The following is a 17,167-nucleotide window of genomic DNA, read 5'->3' on the forward strand; positions in this document are numbered from 1 at the left end:
ACCGGCAGCGCAACCCACCCAGCGCACCCGCGGCCTTCTGGAAGAATGTCGGGGTGACGGTAGAAGCGATCAAGTCGGGTATCGACCTGAGCCATGTCGACCCGCAGGCCCGCCCGCAAGACGACCTCTTCGGCCACGTCAATGGCCGATGGTTGACCGACTACGAGATTCCCGCCGACCGCGCCACCGACGGTGCCTTCCGGCTGCTGCACGACCGTGCCGAGGAGCAGATCCGCGATCTGATCGTCGGAGCCGCTTCGGCGGCGACATCGGACGGAGCAGCGGCCTCCGGTGATTCCGCGGCCGGCACCGATGAGCAGCGCATCGGCGATCTGTACGCCAGCTTCATGGACGAGCAGACCATCGCCACGCGTGGCCTGGCCCCGCTGCTGGCCGAGCTCGCCCTGATCGACGGCGCTGCCGACAGCGATGCGCTGGCCTCGGTGCTGGGCGGCCTGGAGCGCACCGGCGTGTCCGGCGGGGCCGGTGTGTACGTGGACACCGATTCCAAGGATTCGACGCGCTACCTGCTGCACATGAGCCAGTCCGGCCTCGGGCTGCCCGACGAGTCTTACTACCGCGACGAGCAACACGCCGAGATCCTGGCCGCTTACCCGGCGCACATCGCCCGCATGTTCACGCTTGTCTACGGCGGAGAGCAGGGCGAGACGGCGGCCCGGATCGTGGCGCTGGAATCCAAGCTGGCCGCCGCGCACTGGGATGTGGTCAAGCGCCGCGACGCCGACCTGACCTACAACCTGCGCAAGTTCGCCGACCTGTCCGCCGATGCCCCCGGATTCGACTGGACCGGCTGGCTCGGCGCGCTCGGCACCACCCCCGAGAAGGTCTCCGAGCTGGTGCTGCGGCAGCCCGACTTCGTGACGGCGTTCGCCGCGCTGTGGGCGAGCGAAGATCTGGAGGACTGGAAGGCCTGGACCCGCTGGCGCGTCATCCATTCGCGCGCCGGGTTGCTGACCGAAGATCTGGTGGCAGAGAACTTCGACTTCTACGGCCGCACCTTGAGCGGAACCGAGCAGAACCGCGACCGCTGGAAGCGCGGCGTCTCCCTGGTGGAGGGCCTGATGGGTGATGCCCTCGGCAAGCTCTACGTCCAGCAGTACTTCCCGCCCGAGGCCAAGGCCCGGATGGACGAGTTGGTGGCCAATCTGCGCGAGGCGTACCGGGTCAGCATCAACGAGCTGGACTGGATGACTCCGGAGACCCGGGCCAAGGCGCTGGTGAAGCTCGACAAGTTCACCCCGAAGATCGGCTATCCGGCCCGCTGGCGGGACTACTCGGCGTTGGTGGTCGAGCGTGACGACCTGTACGGCAACTACCGCCGGGGCCACGTGGTGAACTCCGACCGCGAGCTGGCCAAGTTGGGCGGGCCGGTGGACCGCGACGAATGGTTCATGACACCGCAGACGGTCAATGCCTACTACAACCCGGGGATGAACGAAATCGTCTTTCCCGCAGCCATTCTGCAGCCGCCGTTCTTCGATGCCGATGCCGACGACGCGGCCAATTACGGCGGTATCGGCGCGGTGATCGGGCACGAGATCGGCCACGGTTTCGACGACCAGGGCGCCAAGTACGACGGTGACGGCAACCTGGTCGACTGGTGGACCGATGCCGACCGTGCTGAATTCGGGGTCCGCACAAAGGCTTTGATCGATCAGTACGAACAGTTCAGCCCGCGCGGGCTGGACGGCTCGCACCACGTCAACGGGGCGTTCACGGTCGGGGAGAACATCGGGGACCTCGGCGGGTTGTCCATCGCGCTGCTGGCCTATCAGCTGTCACTGAAGGGTAAGGAAGCGCCGGTGATCGACGGGCTGACCGGCGTGCAGCGCGTCTACTTCGGCTGGGCGCAGGTCTGGCGGACCAAATCCCGTGACGCCGAGGCGATCCGGCGCCTGGCGGTGGATCCTCACTCGCCGCCGGAGTTCCGCTGCAACGGCGTCATCCGCAACATCGACTCGTTCTACGAAGCGTTCGAGGTGGCTGATTCCGATGAGCTGTATCTGGAGCCGGCCCAACGGGTCCGGATCTGGAACTAGGGCCGGTGGGCCTGTTCACCCGGAAGATCGGGAGCGGCTTTGGTTGACGATGTTCGTCACGACGAGGGTTCTGACGCCGACTGGTTCTGGGACGTCATAGCGGCGGCCTCGCGGAGCCGCGATCACCTTCGTGAAATTCTCGGACGCCTACCGAAGGACGCCGTCTACAAGTTCCAAGATCTTTTCTTGGACTTCGCCGCCGAGCTCCAAGACGAGCCATACCGGTCCAGCCTCGGGCCCGACGAGTCTGAAGATGGTCTAGAAGACGCAGCACACTGGGTGGTCAGCCAAGGGCGGGTGAGATATGAAGCGGTCCTCGCAGAGCCAAGCCGGATGCCCTCACACGTCGACGTCGGTGATCCAGCCAACCTTGGTGGGCTCGCCTACGAGGTCTACTTTCACCGGTTCGGGGAGCCGCTGGACTTGATCTAGCCCCGATGCCGAAAACCCCGCAGCGAGCTGCGGGGTTTTCGGTATCGAGGTTCGACTAGAACATCTGCCAGTCGGACGCGCCGTCGGGCGTGTTGTACCAGCCGCCACCGGTGTTCTTGATGACCACCGGGTCGCCGCTGCCGAAGTTGTCGTAGAACCACTTGGCGTTCTCGGCGCTGAGGTTGATGCAACCGTGGCTGACGTTGCTCCGGCCCTGCTGGGCGACCGACCACGGGGCGCTGTGGACGAAGACGCCGCTGTTGTCGATGCGGACGGCGTCCTTCACCTTGAGCTTGTAGCCCTCCTTGGAGTCCACCGGCACACCGTAGGTGGAGGAATCCATGACGATGTCGGGGAACTTCTCCAGCACGTAGTAGGTGCCGTTCTTGGTCTCATGCTTGCCGTCGGGCTTGCCCATCGACACCGGGAAGGTCTTCTCCAGCTTCCCGTTGCGCATGATCTCCATCTGGTGGGACTTGTCGTCGACCGTCGCCACCAGGTAGTCGCCGACCCGGAAGCTCGACTTGGTGCCGGCCGCGTCGATGTTCACCACGGTGTTGGACGGCCAGAAGTCCTGCGGGCGCCAGCGCAGCTGCGTGTCGGTGACCCAGTAGAAGCGGCCCGCCACCGGCGGGTTCGAGGTGATCCGAATGGCGTCCTGGGCCATCTGCCGGTTGGCGATCGGCCGCTGGAAGTTGATGTAGATGGGCTTGGCAACCCCGACCATCGACCCGTTGACCGGGTTGAACGACGGCGGCAGGAACGGTGCTTCACCGGTGAACGGCTGGGAGCTCTGCCCGGGCGCGTCGCCCTCCGTGAACGGGATGGTCGGGGAACCGTAGTTGATGATCGGCGCGGGTGTCGCCGGGGCGGCGGCGGCCGGAGCCGCCGGGTCGGCCGGCAGCGGGGGGATGTACGCGCCCGGCGGGGGGCCCGGGACCACAGGATCGACGGGTGCCGGCGGCGCCTCGGGGTCTGCGTAGGCGGATGGGGCGAGCACCATTCCACCGATCACTCCGGCGGCCATGAATGCCGTGATCAGTGCATGTTTTGCCGATTTCGGCATGAGTAACCTCCAGACAGCACAACTCGATCCAGTGTCTCACAACGCGATGACCAGCTACTGCCGCGAGAAGCCCTCATTCCCCGACAGCGACCGATTCCACGGCGCTGAACTGCGGTGTTTATCGACTGTGAGCGTGCTCGCGTTACTTCTCAGCGGAGGTGCAGGAAACCGTGAAGACGCCGCGGGACAGCGCGACGCCGCCCATCGCGACAATGATCAGCGCCGCGGCGGCGCCGACGGTCGGGGCGGCGCCACCGTGGTCGTAGATAGCGCCACCGATCAGCGCACCGCCCATGATCCCGACCTGGAAGGCCGCGACGTACCGGCCGGAGGCGCCGTCGGGGTCTTCCGGGGAGGTACGCATCGCCGAGGCCTGCAGCATCGGCGGCAACGCCGTGGACGCCGCGCCCCAGACCACCACCGCCACCGCGCCGAGCACCACCGCAGCCCGTCCGGACCACGATTCGACGGCCAGCACCGACAGGACCAGAAGCGCCGCCGCCAGCACCGCCAGGCAACCCAGCACCGAGGCCTTGGGCCACAGGTCCAGCGGACGGGCCATGGCGGCCATCCCACCCAGGCCGGCAATCCCGTACGCGGCCAGCAGCCAGGCCAGATGCGGACCGTGTATCCCGACCACGTCCCGGTTGATCACCACGATGAAGGTGTAGGCGATGAAGTGCCCGGTGACACCGATCAGCGTCAGCACCGACAGGGTGAACAGGCGGCGATTACGCCGGTGCCCGCGCGGCACCCCGGCGGCCCGGGCGGCACCGGATGCCGGCACGAGCGGCGGCAGCAGCGTCCGGGCGGCCAGCGCCACCACGGCCGCGGCCACGGCGATGACCGCCACGGCATTCCGCCAGCCCCACACCTCGCTGAGTGCCGCGGCGAGCGGATTGCCCACCACCAGGGCCAGGCCCGTGCCCACATAGACCGCGGCGGTGGCCCGGCCGGCGTGGCTGGCCGGGACCAGCCGGGCCCCGATCGGCGCGATCACCGACCACATCAGCCCGTGAGCCAGCGCGCACAGCACCCGGCCGCCGGCCAGCACCGCGAAGTTCGGCGCGAGCGCCGAGATCACCTGGGAGACCGTCAGGCACACCAGCGTCGCGACCAGGGTCCGGCGTCGCGGCCAACGTGCCGTCAGCCGCACCAGCGCGACCGTGGTGAGCGCGGCGACCAGGGCGTAGCTGGCCATCAGGGTGGCGACCAGGCCCTCGCTGACCTGAAGATCCGTGGCGATCGCCGGCAGTGCACCGACCGGGAGGATCTCGGCGGTGACGTAGACGAACGCCGCCGCCGCGAGCACGGCGAGTTGCGTGGCAACGCGCGGTGTCCACGGGTTGACGTGGGCGGAGAGCGATTCGCCGGTGACGCTGGAGGTCATGCTGGAATGCCACGGTAATGCCATAACGTTGCCGTGCGTGGTTGCCGACCCGAGAGGATGCGTAATGGTTGCAGTGCCCGATGGCTACGAGGATCTGTTGACGCGGCCGTTGTTCGGCCATCTGGCCACCACCCGACCCGACGGCACCGTGCAGGTGAATCCGATGTGGTTCGAGTGGGACGGCACGCATCTGCGGTTCACCCACACCACCAAGCGCCAGAAGTACCGCAACGTGACGGCGCACCCCGAGGTGGCGATGTCGATCCACGATCCGGACAACCCGTACCGCTACCTGGAGGTGCGCGGCGTGGTGGATGAGATCGTGCCGGATCCCACCGCTGCGTTCTTCCTGTCGCTCAACGACCGCTACAGCGGATCGCTGAACGAGGTACCGGCGGACGCCCCTGACCGGGTGATCCTGGCGGTGCGCCCGACGCTGTTCAGCAAGCACTAGTACTCGCCCACCGGCTCCGGCCGCCACTGCGTTACGAACGCGGGCGCACAATCGATTCTGTGATTGTCGCGTTCAGCATCAGCCCGACGGGCGGGGATGAAACCGGAAGTGTCAGCGCCGCGGTGGCCGAAGCGGTGCGGGTGGTGCGGGCTTCGGGCCTGCCCAACGAGACCAACGCCATGTTCACCAACATCGAGGGTGAATGGGACGAGGTGATGGCCGTGGTGAAGCAGGCCGTGGAGGTTGTGTCGGCGGTGTCCCCGAGGGTCAGCCTGGTGTTGAAGGCCGACATCCGTCCGGGCTATACCGGGCAGCTCACCGCGAAGGTCGAGCGGATCGAGCAGGCGCTGAGCGACTAGGAGCGGACCAGGCGGGCGATGGCGGCTGACGCTTCGGCCAGCTTGGCCTCGGCCTGATCCCCGCCTTCGGAGACGGCCTGCGTCACACAATGTCCCAGGTGTTCGTCGAGCAGGCCGAGCGCCACGGACTGCAGCGCACTGTTGACGGCGCTGATCTGGGTCAGGACGTCGATGCAGTACTTGTCCTCTTCGATCATCTTGGCGATGCCCCGGACCTGACCCTCGATCCGGCGCAGCCGTTTGGCGTAGTTCTCCTTCTGCGCCGAGTAGCCATGTGCACCCGAGTTTTCAGCCACGTCCATGGCTCTAGTATACGGGTACCCCACCGGGGTATGCATATCTAATTTGGCCGGGCGAAATGGTGCGACCGGGCCGCCACTGGGGCCGATACGCTCGACGCGATGTCACAGCCCCCCCCTGGCCCGGTCCGTACGGTGAGCCGCCGGTCTACCCGCCGCCGGGCTGGCCCGTGCAACCACAACCCCAGCCGCTGCCTGCGGGCAAGCGGTCTGCCCTCGGCACCACGGTCACGGTGATCAGCGTCGTCCTCACGATCGCGCTGTGGATTGCGGCCGTGCTAGGCGCCGCCGCTGCCGCGTGGCTGTCGCTGTTCTTCGGGATGTCGACCGACACCTGCCACGCGACCTGCGGACCGACCCCGTATGACGACCGGGTCTATCCGACGACGTTCGGCTGGATCGGCGGCGGGTTGGGCGCCGGGCTCGTCGGGAGCATCGTCATGGTGTTCTTCACGCGCCGCTGGCTGTGGGTGTGGCCCGTGCTGTCGATCGTGTGCACCGTCGTGGGGTTCCTCAGTGGGCTAGACCTCACCATCAAGTCCACGGAGTGGACCGGCTGACCTGCGCGGCGAGCCCGCCCCCCATTCGAGGTATACCCCCCTTGGGTATGAGAAAGAATTTGGGCGGCTAACTAACCGAGGGGCATACTTACCTGCATGTCTGCCGATCAGCCCGATATCAAGCCCCGCAGCCGCGACGTCACCGACGGCCTGGAGAAGACCGCAGCCCGCGGAATGCTCCGCGCGGTAGGGATGGGTGACGACGACTGGGTCAAGCCGCAGATCGGCGTCGGGTCGTCGTGGAACGAGATCACCCCGTGCAACATGTCGCTGCAGCGGCTCGCCAAAGACGTCAAGAACGGTGTGCACGAGGCCGGCGGGTACCCGCTGGAGTTCGGCACCATCTCGGTGTCCGACGGCATCTCGATGGGCCACGAAGGCATGCACTTCTCGCTGGTCTCCCGCGAGGTGATCGCCGACAGCGTCGAGACCGTGGTGCAGGCCGAGCGCCTGGACGGCACCGTGCTGCTGGCCGGTTGCGACAAGTCGATCCCGGGCATGCTCATGGCGGCTGCCCGGCTGGACCTGGCGAGCGTCTTCTTCTACAACGGCTCGATCATGCCGGGCATCGCCAAGCTCACCGACGGCACCGAGAAGGAAGTCACGATCATCGACGCCTTCGAGGCGGTCGGGGCGTGCGTGCGCGGGCTGATGTCGCGGGAGGACGTCGACATCATCGAGCGCGCGATCTGTCCGGGCGAGGGCGCCTGCGGCGGCATGTACACCGCCAACACCATGGCGTCGGCTGCCGAGGCGCTGGGCATGTCGCTGCCGGGCAGCGCGTCGCCGGTGGCCGTGGACAAGCGGCGCGGCGAATACGCCCGCAAGTCCGGCGAGGCGGTCGTCGAGATGCTGCGCCGCGGCATCACCGCGCGCGACATCCTCACCAAGGAAGCCTTCGAGAACGCCATCGCCGTCGTGATGGCGTTCGGCGGGTCCACCAACGCGGTGCTGCACCTGCTGGCGATCGCCCGCGAGGCCGAGGTCGAGCTGACGCTGGCCGACTTCACCCGCATCGGGGCCAAGGTCCCGCACCTGGCCGACGTCAAGCCTTTCGGCCGCCACGTGATGAAGGATGTCGACGAGATCGGCGGTGTGCCGGTGGTGATGCGTGCCCTGCTGGACGCCGGTCTGCTGCATGGTGATTGCCTGACCGTCACCGGTAAGACCATGGCCGAGAACCTCGCTCACATCGCGCCGCCCGACCCGGACGGCAAGGTGCTGCGGGCGATGAACAACCCTATCCATCCGACCGGCGGCATCACGATCCTGCACGGCACATTGGCTCCCGAGGGTGCCGTGGTGAAGTCGGCGGGCTTCGAATCCGACGTGTTCGAGGGCACCGCAAGGGTTTTCGAGCGTGAGCGGGCCGCCCTGGATGCACTGGAGGACGGCACCATCACCCACGGCGACGTCGTGGTCATCCGTTACGAGGGGCCCAAGGGTGGCCCGGGCATGCGCGAGATGCTGGCCATCACCGGCGCCATCAAGGGTGCCGGGCTGGGCAAGGACGTCCTGCTGATGACGGACGGCCGGTTCTCCGGCGGGACGACAGGTCTGTGTGTCGGGCACATCGCCCCGGAGGCCGTGGACGGGGGACCGATCGCGTTCGTGCGCGACGGTGACCGGATCCGCCTCGACGTGGCGAACGGAACGCTGGACGTCCTCGTCGACGAGGCCGAGTTCGAGGCCCGGAAAGTCGGTTTCGAACCACTGCCCCCGCGTTACAAGACCGGCGTGCTGGCCAAGTACACCAAGCTGGTCCAGTCCGCCGCCGTCGGCGCTGTCTGCAACTAGGAGAACAGGCCGGTAGAGTGACGTCGGGCGTGCAGGAACGCCCGACGTCCGCTCGAAGGGGCCAAGCCTCCCTGCACACTGAGTTGCCTTGTGACCGACCTCTTCTCAGCCCGATTGCGGACACGGGCGTGTGAGAGGAGGCCGTCATGGCCAGCCGTCTGCCGACCAACCCTTCGATCGACCATCTGCGTGCGGAAGCCCGCAAGCTGCAGCGCGCCGATCGCACCCCACTGCATCAAGCCCAGTTCGCCGTCGCCCGCGACTACGGTTTCAGCAGCTGGCCCAGGCTCGTGCACTACCTCCGCGACGCGGCCGAGCTCAGCGTCGATCCCGGCGCGCTCGACGAGGACGCCCTGGATGCCGCGGACCGGTTCTGCTCGTGGGCATCGTTGCGCTACAACGAAACCGATGCACCGCCGCGCTGGGACGCCGCCGCAACCCTGCTCACCGCCGAACCCGACGTGGTCGACCGGCACATCTGGGCCGCCGCGTCGGCCGCGGACCCTGCGGCGCTGGCCCGTCATCTGACGAGCCGGCCGGCACTGGCGAACACCGGTGGCGGGCCGTTCGGCTGGGTTCCGCTGATGTACCTGTGCTATTCGCGAGTTCCATTGGGCCACAGCTCCGAGGAGGTCCTCGCGGCGACGAACCTGCTGCTCGACGCCGGCGCCGACCCGAATGCCGGCTACCTCTGGTGCGGGCTGTCGACGCCCTTCACGGTGCTGACCGGGGTCTTCGGCGAAGGTGAACAGGGCCCGCGGCGTCAGCCCCGGCATCCGTTCGCACCCGAACTGGCCTCATTGCTGTTGACGAGAGGCGCGCATCCGGCCGACCAGCAGACGCTGTACAACCGGATGTTTCGCGCGGACGATTCACACCTGGAGCTGCTGTTCGAGCACGGCCTGGCCGACGCCGGGCCGAGCCCGTGGGAGCTGCGCCTCGGTGAGGCGATGGAATCCCGCGACGAGATGTGGCGGCGCCAGGTCGACTGGGCTGCCGAGCACGGCTTCACCGGTCGGCTCGATCTGCTTGCCCGGCACGGAATCGACGTAGCCGGAGTGGATGTGGTCGCTCCGGTGTTCCCGGACGACCCGAACGCGCTGGACGACGAGGGCGCCACGGCCCTGCACCAGGCAGCCTGGGCCGGTGACCACGAGCTGATCCGGCGTCTCCTCGACGCCGGGGCCGACACGACCATGACCGACCGACGCTTCGGCTCGACTCCTCTGGCCTGGGCCGAGCACGCCTACCAGACCGAGGCTGCGGACCTGCTGCGCCGCCACGTCATACGGCCCCCTTCGGGCCGCGACGGATGATGGCGGCGAGCTGCTCGCGTGAGCTCGCGCCCACCCGCTGACAGGCCCGGTAGAGGTGCCCTTCGACGCTGCGCACCGACATCACCAGCCGCTCGGCGATCTGCTTGTTGCTCAGGCCCGCGACGACCAGTTCGACGATCTCGCGCTGCCTGCCGGTCAGCGGCTGACCGGCCGGGTTACGCATCGCCGGGGTACACAGCCCGCCGCATTCGTCGGCATTCTCCTGGGCGACGGCAGCCGCATAGGCACTGCGTTTGCCCTGACCATGGCGACCGAACGCGACCGCGGCCTGCGCGGTGGCGTCGATGGCCGTGGCCCGGTCACCGATGGCACGGTAACCGTCTGCGGCGGCGAGCAATCCGGCGCCGTCGTCGGCCGCCAGCGCCTCGATGTGGCGGGCGACCGTCTCGGCCAGCGGCAGTTTCAGCGTGTCCGCGAGTTCCCGTGCGCGCGCAGCCCCGGCGGTGTCACCCCACTGTGCGGCCGTCTGCAGACACAGCAGTTCGTGCGTCGGCTGTTCACGCCGCGCCGCATCCCGGCCCGCTTCGCGCACCACGTCGATGGCGTCGGTCAGCGAGCCACCGGCAGCCAGCGTCCACCCGGTGGCCACCGCCATCGCGGTACCCATGAACACGTAGTCCTCGGGCACCGGCTGCCCGACCCCGGCCAGAGCTTCGGTTGCCGCGGCCGCGTGGCCGAGCTTGGCGTACGTCTCGGCCAGCGCGAAGCAGCTGGCCATACGCAAACCGGTTGTTATCTCATGTGTTTCGGCACCGGCATAGGCCTCATGCAAGTGTTTGACGGCAGCAGCCAGATCGGCCCGGACCAGTTCGGCGTGGCCGAGTAGATGAGCGAGGTTGGCGTACACCAGACCAGGGACGTCGCGCGCCGACTCGTCCAACCGGGCCGCCATCGCCGTCACATCATCGATGCGGCCGGTCAGCCGGCAGGCGCGGCCGTGAACGGCGCCGAACCAGAATCTCGTGGGCGAGGACTCGAAAGATGTGTTGGCCCTTTCGATGGCCTGCTCGGCGACGGTGTTGATGTCATCGACGTGCCCCAGTGCACCGAAGGCCATCATCAACGCGATCGAGGCCATCATCGCGTGGAAATCGGGCAACCCACCGGAATCCAGGGCGGTCCTGGCTTTCTCCTCGGCACTCGCACAGTGGCCGAGTACCGCGTCGACACAGGCCTGGATGGCCAGGCGCTCCATCCGCTGTTCATCGGATTCCGCTGCGCCGGAGAGCTTTTCCAAGATCATGCGGGCATCGATCGGTCTGCTGAGCATCCAGGCCAGGTTGGCCGCCCGAACGGTCGCCCAATGGTGGCTGTCCGGCGCACCGTCGGCGCTGATCTCCCGCAAGACGACCTCGGCCTCGTCGCCCCGGCTCAGCAGGAGCAGGGTCATGGCCCGCATCGGTGCCGCCTCCGGTGCACCGCATTCCCCTGCGGCAGCGGCGAATCGGTTCGCGGCGTCGGGATCGAGCAGGACCGCGGCGCACCGCGCCGCCGTCAGATACAGCTCCGGATCCGGAGGCAGGTCGGAGTGCAGCGCCAGCAGCGCCCGGCGCACCGTCGCGCGCATGTCCCCGTCGGGCTCGGACGCCAGCCGCCGCGCGAGCCTTCCACGGATTCTCGACAGGTGCATCTCACCGGCGGTGGCCCTGCGCAATTCGCCGTACAGCGGATGCGCAAGGGTGGCCACCAGACCACGTCCGGCACGCTCGACCGTGACCAGATGCATCTGCTCGGCGGCCTCCAGATCGGCCTGGTCCACCAGGTCGACCAGGACGTCGACGCTCAGCGGCTCGCACTGCGAGAGCGTGTCCAGCACCAGCGCCATACCGGGTTCGAGTTCGCCCAGCCGCCGCCCGACCATATCGGTGATGCTCTGCGATACGGCCACATCGCCGTCCCACATCCACACCCCGGCGGATTTGTGCATCCGCCCGGCGGCGATCTGGTCCTTCACCAACTGCAGCAGGTACAGCGCGTTGCCTCCGGTGAGTTTCCAGAACCGGCGTGTGCTGCGGCTGTCGACGGGGCCGGCGACCGCCGATTCGATCAGGGTGGCGGCCGCGGTGGCGGACAGCGGCTCCAGGTCGATCCGGTCGAGCAGGCTGTCCTTCCACAGGGCGGTCACCGCGTCGGGCTCCGGGCCGCCGGAACGCGCGGTGACGACTAGACGCACCCCCTGCGTCTGCGCCAACTGGTGTACGACGTGCGCGGACAGCGGGTCGAGCAGGTGGGCGTCGTCGATGCCGATGACGACCTTGCCCATGCGCTGCTGGGCGACGAAGGAATCGATCACGCGCCGCACATCCGGCAGCGGATCGCACATGCCCTGGCTGATCGACCCGGTGAACGCTCCGAGGGGAATGGCGCGTGCGGATTCGGTTCCGACGAACCAATTGGTCCGGTGCCCGGACGACGCGGCATGGCTGAGGGCCTCCCGGGCCAACCGGGTCTTGCCGACGCCGGCACTGCCGACGATCACCACACCGTGATGGGTTCCCGGCCCACCAAGGGAGCGACGGATCACCGCCAGTTCGTCTTCCCGCCCCGCCAGCTTCATCTCAGCAGTTCGTACCCGCCATCGCCGTCATGGAAGTCCTGCGATTGCCCAGGATATGGTGCAGAACCCGCACCGGGGCGCAAATTGACGCATCGTTCGATACGAGGGTCGGCCCTGGCACGCAGACTCCCCTCCCAGCCGGGGTCCGGCTGGCCTACCAGCTGCGCCTACCGGCCCTTCGGCCTGCTAGGCGTGCCGCGCTTCAGAATTGCGCACCCGCATTCCGAAGTACATCGCGTTGAAACCCAGCACCATCACGAGCGCACCGCTGATCACGTGCGACCAGATCATGCCTGCGGTCGGTCCACTGACGAACACCCACGGCGAGATGATCAGCCACACACCGAAGATCGGCAGTGTCCAGGTCATGCCGTGCGCGCGGTCCAGCGCGAAGCTGAAACACATTGACAGGAACGCGATCGCCCCTCCGACGATCAGATCGTTGACCGTCAGCCTGTTGAAGGCGTCGAAGCCGACGATCCAGGGTGACAGCGCGACATACATCGCCGTCAGCAACGTCAGGCCGAAGGTGACCTGCGCGGCCATCGACTCTGCGACACGGTCATAGCCCGCCCGTAGGGCCATGATGTCCGGGTGTAGGTCGATTGATGAATGGACTGTACTCATTTCTTGTCCTTTCCGTTACACGGCAAGGCGTTTGGGCCCTACCGCACCCATCCATCGCCTTTCAGATTACGCCGTAATCGGCCTGGTGGCGGCGGCTGCCGACCGCCCCGGACGGCCGGCAAGTACAGTCTTCTCAATGCGCTGGCGCAGCAACGCCCGAACGGACGACCCCACCGGCGCGCGGCAGCAACTCGGCTGGTTCGCAACGCTGTTCGCGATGGCGTTGGTCTTCCACTACTCCGACAGCCAGCCGCTTGCGGTGGTGCCGGCGTTGCTGGCCGGACTGCCCGCCCTGCTGTTTCCCGGCTCGGTGGCCGCCGCCGCCCTGGCCGTCGCGGCCGGCGCCACGGTGGCCGTTCTGAACCTGCCCGCGGCGTCGAACCATCTGGTGCTGAGCCTGCTGGTCGCCGTCGCCCTCGGCACCGCCGCCTTGTGGGCCCTGGCCGTCCGGAACCGGCCGGGGGTGCCGGACAGTTTCGTCCAGCGCTGGCTGGATGCCGCGCGCAGCCCGGTCGGTTTCGTGTTGCTGGTGGTCTACCTGTTCACGGTGTTCGACAAGTTGAACACCGCCTACCTCGCCCCGGAAACCTCCTGCGGCAGCGACTTGTTCGGTCAGCTCATCTGGCTCAACGGTTTCGACGAGGTGGTACCGGGCCCTGCCGTCGGACAGTTCGTCGCCATCGTCGCGGTGGTTATCGAGGCCGCCATTCTCGCGTTGCTGGCGGTGCCGCGGCTGCGCTTCTGGGGCGTGCTTCTCGGTGTGGGGTTCCATTCGATCCTGGCGTTGGCCTCGTTCTACGACTTCGCCACCGTCGTCTTCGCGGTGTACGTGCTGTTGGTCCCGACCGAGGTGTTCGCGACCCTGGCACCCCGAACCACCGCGCTGCGCCGGGTGGCGCTCACGGGTTTCGCGGCCCATGTGCTGCTGAGCGTGGTGTCGAGTTCGGCCGATTCGCCGGCCAGCCCGATCGGCCTGCCGTGGCACACCCTGCTCGTACTCACGTGGGCCGTGGCCGTGATCCCGTTCATGGTCGCGCTGCTGCGTGGCTACCGCGCCGCGGAGTCGGCCGGCGTCCGCGCCCCGAACTGGCACCTGCGCCCCCTGGTGCTGCTCGTCGCGCCGCTGCTGGCACTCGCCAACGGGGTCACGCCCTACGTGGGGCTCAAGACCGTCGCGAACTTCTCGATGTTCAGCAACCTGCACACCGAGGAGGGCACAACCAACCACCTGCTTCCCGGCGTCACCGCCTTGGAGCTGGCGGATTACCCACGCGACACCGTCACCGTGGTCGGACTGGAGTTGCCCGAGCAACCGGGCGACATGGCCGCCCTCAGCCGGCAGACCCGCTGGATGAACGAAGATCCTCCGGTCCGCATCCCCTGGCTCGAGCTGCGGCGCACCGTGCTGCTCTGGAAGGACGCGGGAATCACCGGCGTCCGTATCGCCTACCTGCACAGCGGGCCGCCGCAGGTGGTGAACGACGCGACGAACGACCCGGTCCTCGCGGCGCCGCTGCCGTGGTGGCAACGCCATCTGCTCGCCTTCCGCGCCGTCGACTCCGGTTCGGGCGCCGACATCTGCCGCTGGTGACGCAGAATCGCGGAATGGACATCGCAGATCGGCTGAAACTCGATGTACCCGTGGTCCAGGCGGGCATGGGCGGCGGCATCGCGGGTGCGCCACTGGCCGCAGCGGTGTCAGCGGCAGGCGGACTGGGCACATTGGGGCTCCTGCCGCCCGGTCAGCTCAAGTCAGCGATCGCGACGGTGCGCGACCGGGCGCCCGGCCGTGCGGTCGCGGTCAATCTGTTGATGCCGTTCATCGGTCGTCGTCATATCGAGATCTGCCTGGAATCGGACATCGACATCGCGGTGATGGCATTCGAGATCGATCGGGCGTTGATCCAACGCCTCTCAGGCGAAGGCATATTCGTCATGGTGATGGTCGGCACCGAAGACCAGGCCGCCGAGGCGCTGGCCTACGGAGCCGACGGATTGATCGCACAGGGCCGTGAGGCCGGAGGACATCTGGTCGGCACCGTGGCGCAGGCCGATTTCTTGCCGAAGGCATTGGCATTGGCGGGTTCCCGCCCGGTCTTCGCCGCGGGTGGCATCGCCACGGCAGCCGATACCCGCGCTGTTCTCGATGCCGGCGCCGCGGGTGCGGTGGCGGGCACGCGGTTCCTGCTCACCCACGAATCCGGCGCCCATCCGGCGTACCGACAGCGAATCATCGACGCGGACAGCACGATCGAGACGACGGTGTTCGGTCTGGCCTGGCCGGCACGGCATCGGGTTCTCCCGAACGCCACGACCCGGCGCTGGTGCCGCCCCGACGGGAGCGCACGCCGGCTGCCGGCGGCGATCAACAAGTTCAGCGCGCCACTTTCCAGGATTCCCGACCGCGGGGATGGTGCACTGCTGCACCTGCAACATCCGGCGCTGCCGTTCCTCACCCCAATCACACTTACCGCAGACATGCCGGCGCACTGGGCGGAACGGGCCGCGCTGTACGCCGGCGACACCGCGTTGCGATTGGACCGGGTCACGTCGGCCGCACAGGCTGTCGCCGATCTCGCCCCGTAGAGGCCTGCCACCTCAAAGCTCGGTGAAGTTCCATGGCCGCCTGCCAGCCACCCCGCTCGGGCAGAGTTTCGTAGTCGGTCGCGACAGGCCGGTCCCCCACCGTCCACGAAAGCACCAGCCCACAACCGACGAGGTCTCCGTCCAGCGGCGTCGTTCCCGCCATCCGCGATGCCCACTCCTCGACGACCTGCGTGCGCCGTGCCTTCCAGCCGCACACCTCACACACATCGGCAGAATCCTCACTCCACGGCCTCAGCTCGTGCTCCGGGGCCGACGTCTCAAGCAGAACTGCCGGGAGGACGCTGCGCCATGCTCCGGGCGCGGACCACATCGAGGCGGTGAAGGCCTCCGCAGCCGCGGGCACGTCCCACTGAGCAGCTGCCGCACGCAGGCGACCCCAGCATGAGTGGTGACTGACCTCATCCGGGGACCCGTTTGCGGATCACGCGCCAGGCAGCGAGCAGCTCGCGCACCGCGATGAACCAACGGCCCCGGAGATTAACAGAATTGGGAGACACGCCTAAGTCATCGAAACCGAACGCTAGGGCGCCAATTTCAGGCGACGCCCACCCGTTGCGGATCTCGGTAGATCTCAGCCTGCGCCGCGATCACATCGGGGGTGGGTAGCGGCTCGGCACTGTCCACGTACACCCCGCCGGCCCGCAGGGTGTCGTCGACCAGCAGCCAGATCCACCGGACCAGGTCGGCCACCAGCCGGTCCTGCCCGGTCGAGCCGGGCTGATCCAGCCACCGGCCGGTCGTCGATTCGACCAGCCCGACGATGGCGAACGCCAACGGCTGCGGATCGGTGTCCACACCAAAAGCGTTGAGGTACACGGTGAACAGCGTGCCGAGCTGGGTACCGATGGTCAGCCTGATGTCGGCGATGGCGTCGGGCGCCGAGCCGTCTTCACCGAGCGAGCACCGGGCCAGGTAGCGGTACAGGTTGCGGTGCTCGACGAGGAACCCCACGTGGGCGCCGACGCTGGCCTCGATGATCTGGGCCATCGAACCGTGCGGTGTCCACAGCGGCGCGAGTTCGGTGTTGAGCATCTCGGCGGCGCGCTGCGCGATCGCGCGCTGCAGGTCGGCGGCGCCGGAGAAGTGCCGGTAGAGCTTGGTGCGGGTGACCCCGACGTGAGCGGCGATCTGCTCGGTCGAGGTCTGCGGACCGTGTTCGGCGATCGCGGCCAGTGCGGCGTCGACGAACTCCACCCGCCGGCGTTCCCGCTGGCCCGCCCATCGCCCGGTTGTGCCGCTCTCCACGGATACACCCTAGCCAATCTAGTGGTACATGACGTACCATTCCTTCAACTGGTACGTCATGTACCACTAGATTTCGAAGGGAACGACGCAGATGGACGCGCTAATCGCACTTCGCAGAGCGACAGGCCTGCCGGCTGTCGCCGAACCCTTGGCGCCGGCCGAGGACTACGGCTTCTTCGGCTCCACCCTGCTGGACGTCCCGGCCAGGAACACCGTGACCTACACCCCCGCCGAGGGCAGGGCGAAATGGGACCGGACGACTCCGTTCGAGCAGTACGCTGCCATCGTGGCCAAACGAGAGGTGGGCGACGGCCCCACACCGTATGCCCACAATCACCACGACGCACTGGTGCAATTCGACAAGAGCGCGAGCTGAC

At 67.8% G+C, this 17,167-nt stretch carries 16 protein-coding genes; 10 read left to right on the forward strand and 6 right to left on the reverse strand.

Features of this window, described 5'->3' with window-relative positions:
* Positions 1–53 precede the first annotated feature (53 nt).
* Both EH231_RS30755 and EH231_RS30760 read left to right on the forward strand, forming a co-directional pair.
* Positions 54–2,060: a M13 family metallopeptidase gene (locus tag EH231_RS30755; RefSeq protein ID WP_124713956.1), complete on the forward strand. Its 2,007-nt coding sequence runs from the start codon at positions 54–56 to the stop codon at positions 2,058–2,060.
* 39 nt (positions 2,061–2,099) lie between these two features.
* Entirely contained in the window at positions 2,100–2,492 is a 393-nt protein-coding gene (locus EH231_RS30760; RefSeq protein WP_124713957.1) for a DUF4240 domain-containing protein, read from the forward strand.
* A 55-nt stretch (positions 2,493–2,547) separates the two neighbouring features.
* Here EH231_RS30760 and EH231_RS30765 read toward each other — a convergent pair whose 3' ends face one another.
* The gene (locus EH231_RS30765) at positions 2,548–3,558 is read right to left on the reverse strand and encodes a L,D-transpeptidase (protein ID WP_090433474.1); all 1,011 of its coding nucleotides are present in this window, start codon (positions 3,556–3,558) and stop codon (positions 2,548–2,550) included.
* A 142-nt stretch (positions 3,559–3,700) separates the two neighbouring features.
* Positions 3,701–4,948, reverse strand: a complete 1,248-nt coding sequence (locus tag EH231_RS30770; RefSeq protein ID WP_124713958.1) for an MFS transporter — start codon at positions 4,946–4,948, stop codon at positions 3,701–3,703.
* 64 nt (positions 4,949–5,012) lie between these two features.
* Here EH231_RS30770 and EH231_RS30775 point away from each other — a divergent pair, with 64 nt between their 5' ends.
* Both EH231_RS30775 and EH231_RS30780 read left to right on the forward strand, forming a co-directional pair.
* Positions 5,013–5,402, forward strand: a complete 390-nt coding sequence (locus EH231_RS30775) for a PPOX class F420-dependent oxidoreductase (RefSeq protein ID WP_090433470.1) — start codon at positions 5,013–5,015, stop codon at positions 5,400–5,402.
* 59 nt (positions 5,403–5,461) lie between these two features.
* Positions 5,462–5,761, forward strand: a complete 300-nt coding sequence (locus EH231_RS30780; protein ID WP_090433468.1) for an MTH1187 family thiamine-binding protein — start codon at positions 5,462–5,464, stop codon at positions 5,759–5,761.
* On the opposite strand, the gene ricR is transcribed toward EH231_RS30780, so the two are convergent.
* Positions 5,758–6,063 carry a copper-sensing transcriptional repressor RicR gene (ricR, locus tag EH231_RS30785; RefSeq protein ID WP_090433466.1) on the reverse strand — a complete coding sequence of 102 codons (306 nt, stop codon included), beginning with the start codon at positions 6,061–6,063 and terminating at the stop codon, positions 5,758–5,760. The genes EH231_RS30780 and ricR overlap by 4 nt on opposite strands.
* A 167-nt stretch (positions 6,064–6,230) precedes the next feature.
* On the opposite strand from ricR, the gene EH231_RS30790 reads away from it, so the two are divergent.
* From EH231_RS30790 to EH231_RS30800, 3 genes are all read left to right on the forward strand, one after another.
* Positions 6,231–6,620, forward strand: a complete 390-nt coding sequence (locus EH231_RS30790; RefSeq protein WP_124713959.1) for a hypothetical protein — start codon at positions 6,231–6,233, stop codon at positions 6,618–6,620.
* Positions 6,621–6,716: 96 nt separating this feature from the next.
* Positions 6,717–8,417 (forward strand): dihydroxy-acid dehydratase, encoded by a 1,701-nt coding sequence (gene ilvD, locus EH231_RS30795; RefSeq protein ID WP_090433462.1) that lies wholly within the window; start codon positions 6,717–6,719, stop codon positions 8,415–8,417.
* Between the two features lie 146 nt (positions 8,418–8,563).
* A complete protein-coding gene (locus tag EH231_RS30800) occupies positions 8,564–9,733 on the forward strand; it encodes an ankyrin repeat domain-containing protein (RefSeq protein WP_124713960.1) in 1,170 nt (389 codons plus the stop codon).
* On the opposite strand, the gene EH231_RS30805 is transcribed toward EH231_RS30800, so the two are convergent.
* On the reverse strand, positions 9,702–12,311 hold the full coding sequence (locus tag EH231_RS30805; RefSeq protein ID WP_124713961.1) for a LuxR C-terminal-related transcriptional regulator: 2,610 nt from the start codon (positions 12,309–12,311) through the stop codon (positions 9,702–9,704). The genes EH231_RS30800 and EH231_RS30805 overlap by 32 nt on opposite strands.
* 186 nt (positions 12,312–12,497) lie before the next feature.
* Positions 12,498–12,938: an SPW repeat protein gene (locus EH231_RS30810; protein WP_090433456.1), complete on the reverse strand. Its 441-nt coding sequence runs from the start codon at positions 12,936–12,938 to the stop codon at positions 12,498–12,500.
* 136 nt (positions 12,939–13,074) lie between these two features.
* Between EH231_RS30810 and EH231_RS30815 the strand changes: the two genes are divergently transcribed.
* Both EH231_RS30815 and EH231_RS30820 read left to right on the forward strand, forming a co-directional pair.
* Positions 13,075–14,529 carry a hypothetical protein gene (locus EH231_RS30815; protein ID WP_124713962.1) on the forward strand — a complete coding sequence of 485 codons (1,455 nt, stop codon included), beginning with the start codon at positions 13,075–13,077 and terminating at the stop codon, positions 14,527–14,529.
* 14 nt (positions 14,530–14,543) lie between these two features.
* The gene (locus tag EH231_RS30820; RefSeq protein WP_124713963.1) at positions 14,544–15,524 is read left to right on the forward strand and encodes an NAD(P)H-dependent flavin oxidoreductase; all 981 of its coding nucleotides are present in this window, start codon (positions 14,544–14,546) and stop codon (positions 15,522–15,524) included.
* Between the two features lie 555 nt (positions 15,525–16,079).
* Here the strand turns inward: EH231_RS30820 and EH231_RS30825 are convergent.
* Positions 16,080–16,790 (reverse strand): TetR/AcrR family transcriptional regulator, encoded by a 711-nt coding sequence (locus EH231_RS30825; RefSeq protein WP_090433448.1) that lies wholly within the window; start codon positions 16,788–16,790, stop codon positions 16,080–16,082.
* A 91-nt stretch (positions 16,791–16,881) separates the two neighbouring features.
* On the opposite strand from EH231_RS30825, the gene EH231_RS34150 reads away from it, so the two are divergent.
* The gene (locus tag EH231_RS34150) at positions 16,882–17,166 is read left to right on the forward strand and encodes a hypothetical protein (protein ID WP_206429621.1); all 285 of its coding nucleotides are present in this window, start codon (positions 16,882–16,884) and stop codon (positions 17,164–17,166) included.
* The last annotated feature ends 1 nt before the right edge of the window (position 17,167 follow it).

This window comes from Mycolicibacterium nivoides (assembly GCF_003855255.1).
Lineage (GTDB): Bacteria > Actinomycetota > Actinomycetes > Mycobacteriales > Mycobacteriaceae > Mycobacterium > Mycobacterium nivoides.

What these genes read in the sequence shown, in the direction of transcription:
- EH231_RS30765 (WP_090433474.1), bottom strand. Translation starts at nt 3,558, where the DNA reads ATGCCGAAATCGGCAAAACATGCACTGATCACGGCATTCATGGCCGCC.
- EH231_RS30770 (WP_124713958.1), bottom strand. Translation starts at nt 4,948, where the DNA reads ATGACCTCCAGCGTCACCGGCGAATCGCTCTCCGCCCACGTCAACCCG.
- EH231_RS30775 (WP_090433470.1), top strand. Translation starts at nt 5,013, where the DNA reads ATGGTTGCAGTGCCCGATGGCTACGAGGATCTGTTGACGCGGCCGTTG.
- ricR (WP_090433466.1), bottom strand. Translation starts at nt 6,063, where the DNA reads ATGGACGTGGCTGAAAACTCGGGTGCACATGGCTACTCGGCGCAGAAG.
- ilvD (WP_090433462.1), top strand. Translation starts at nt 6,717, where the DNA reads ATGTCTGCCGATCAGCCCGATATCAAGCCCCGCAGCCGCGACGTCACC.
- EH231_RS30800 (WP_124713960.1), top strand. Translation starts at nt 8,564, where the DNA reads ATGGCCAGCCGTCTGCCGACCAACCCTTCGATCGACCATCTGCGTGCG.
- EH231_RS30805 (WP_124713961.1), bottom strand. Translation starts at nt 12,311, where the DNA reads ATGAAGCTGGCGGGGCGGGAAGACGAACTGGCGGTGATCCGTCGCTCC.
- EH231_RS30810 (WP_090433456.1), bottom strand. Translation starts at nt 12,938, where the DNA reads ATGAGTACAGTCCATTCATCAATCGACCTACACCCGGACATCATGGCC.
- EH231_RS30815 (WP_124713962.1), top strand. Translation starts at nt 13,075, where the DNA reads ATGCGCTGGCGCAGCAACGCCCGAACGGACGACCCCACCGGCGCGCGG.
- EH231_RS30820 (WP_124713963.1), top strand. Translation starts at nt 14,544, where the DNA reads ATGGACATCGCAGATCGGCTGAAACTCGATGTACCCGTGGTCCAGGCG.
- EH231_RS34150 (WP_206429621.1), top strand. Translation starts at nt 16,882, where the DNA reads ATGGACGCGCTAATCGCACTTCGCAGAGCGACAGGCCTGCCGGCTGTC.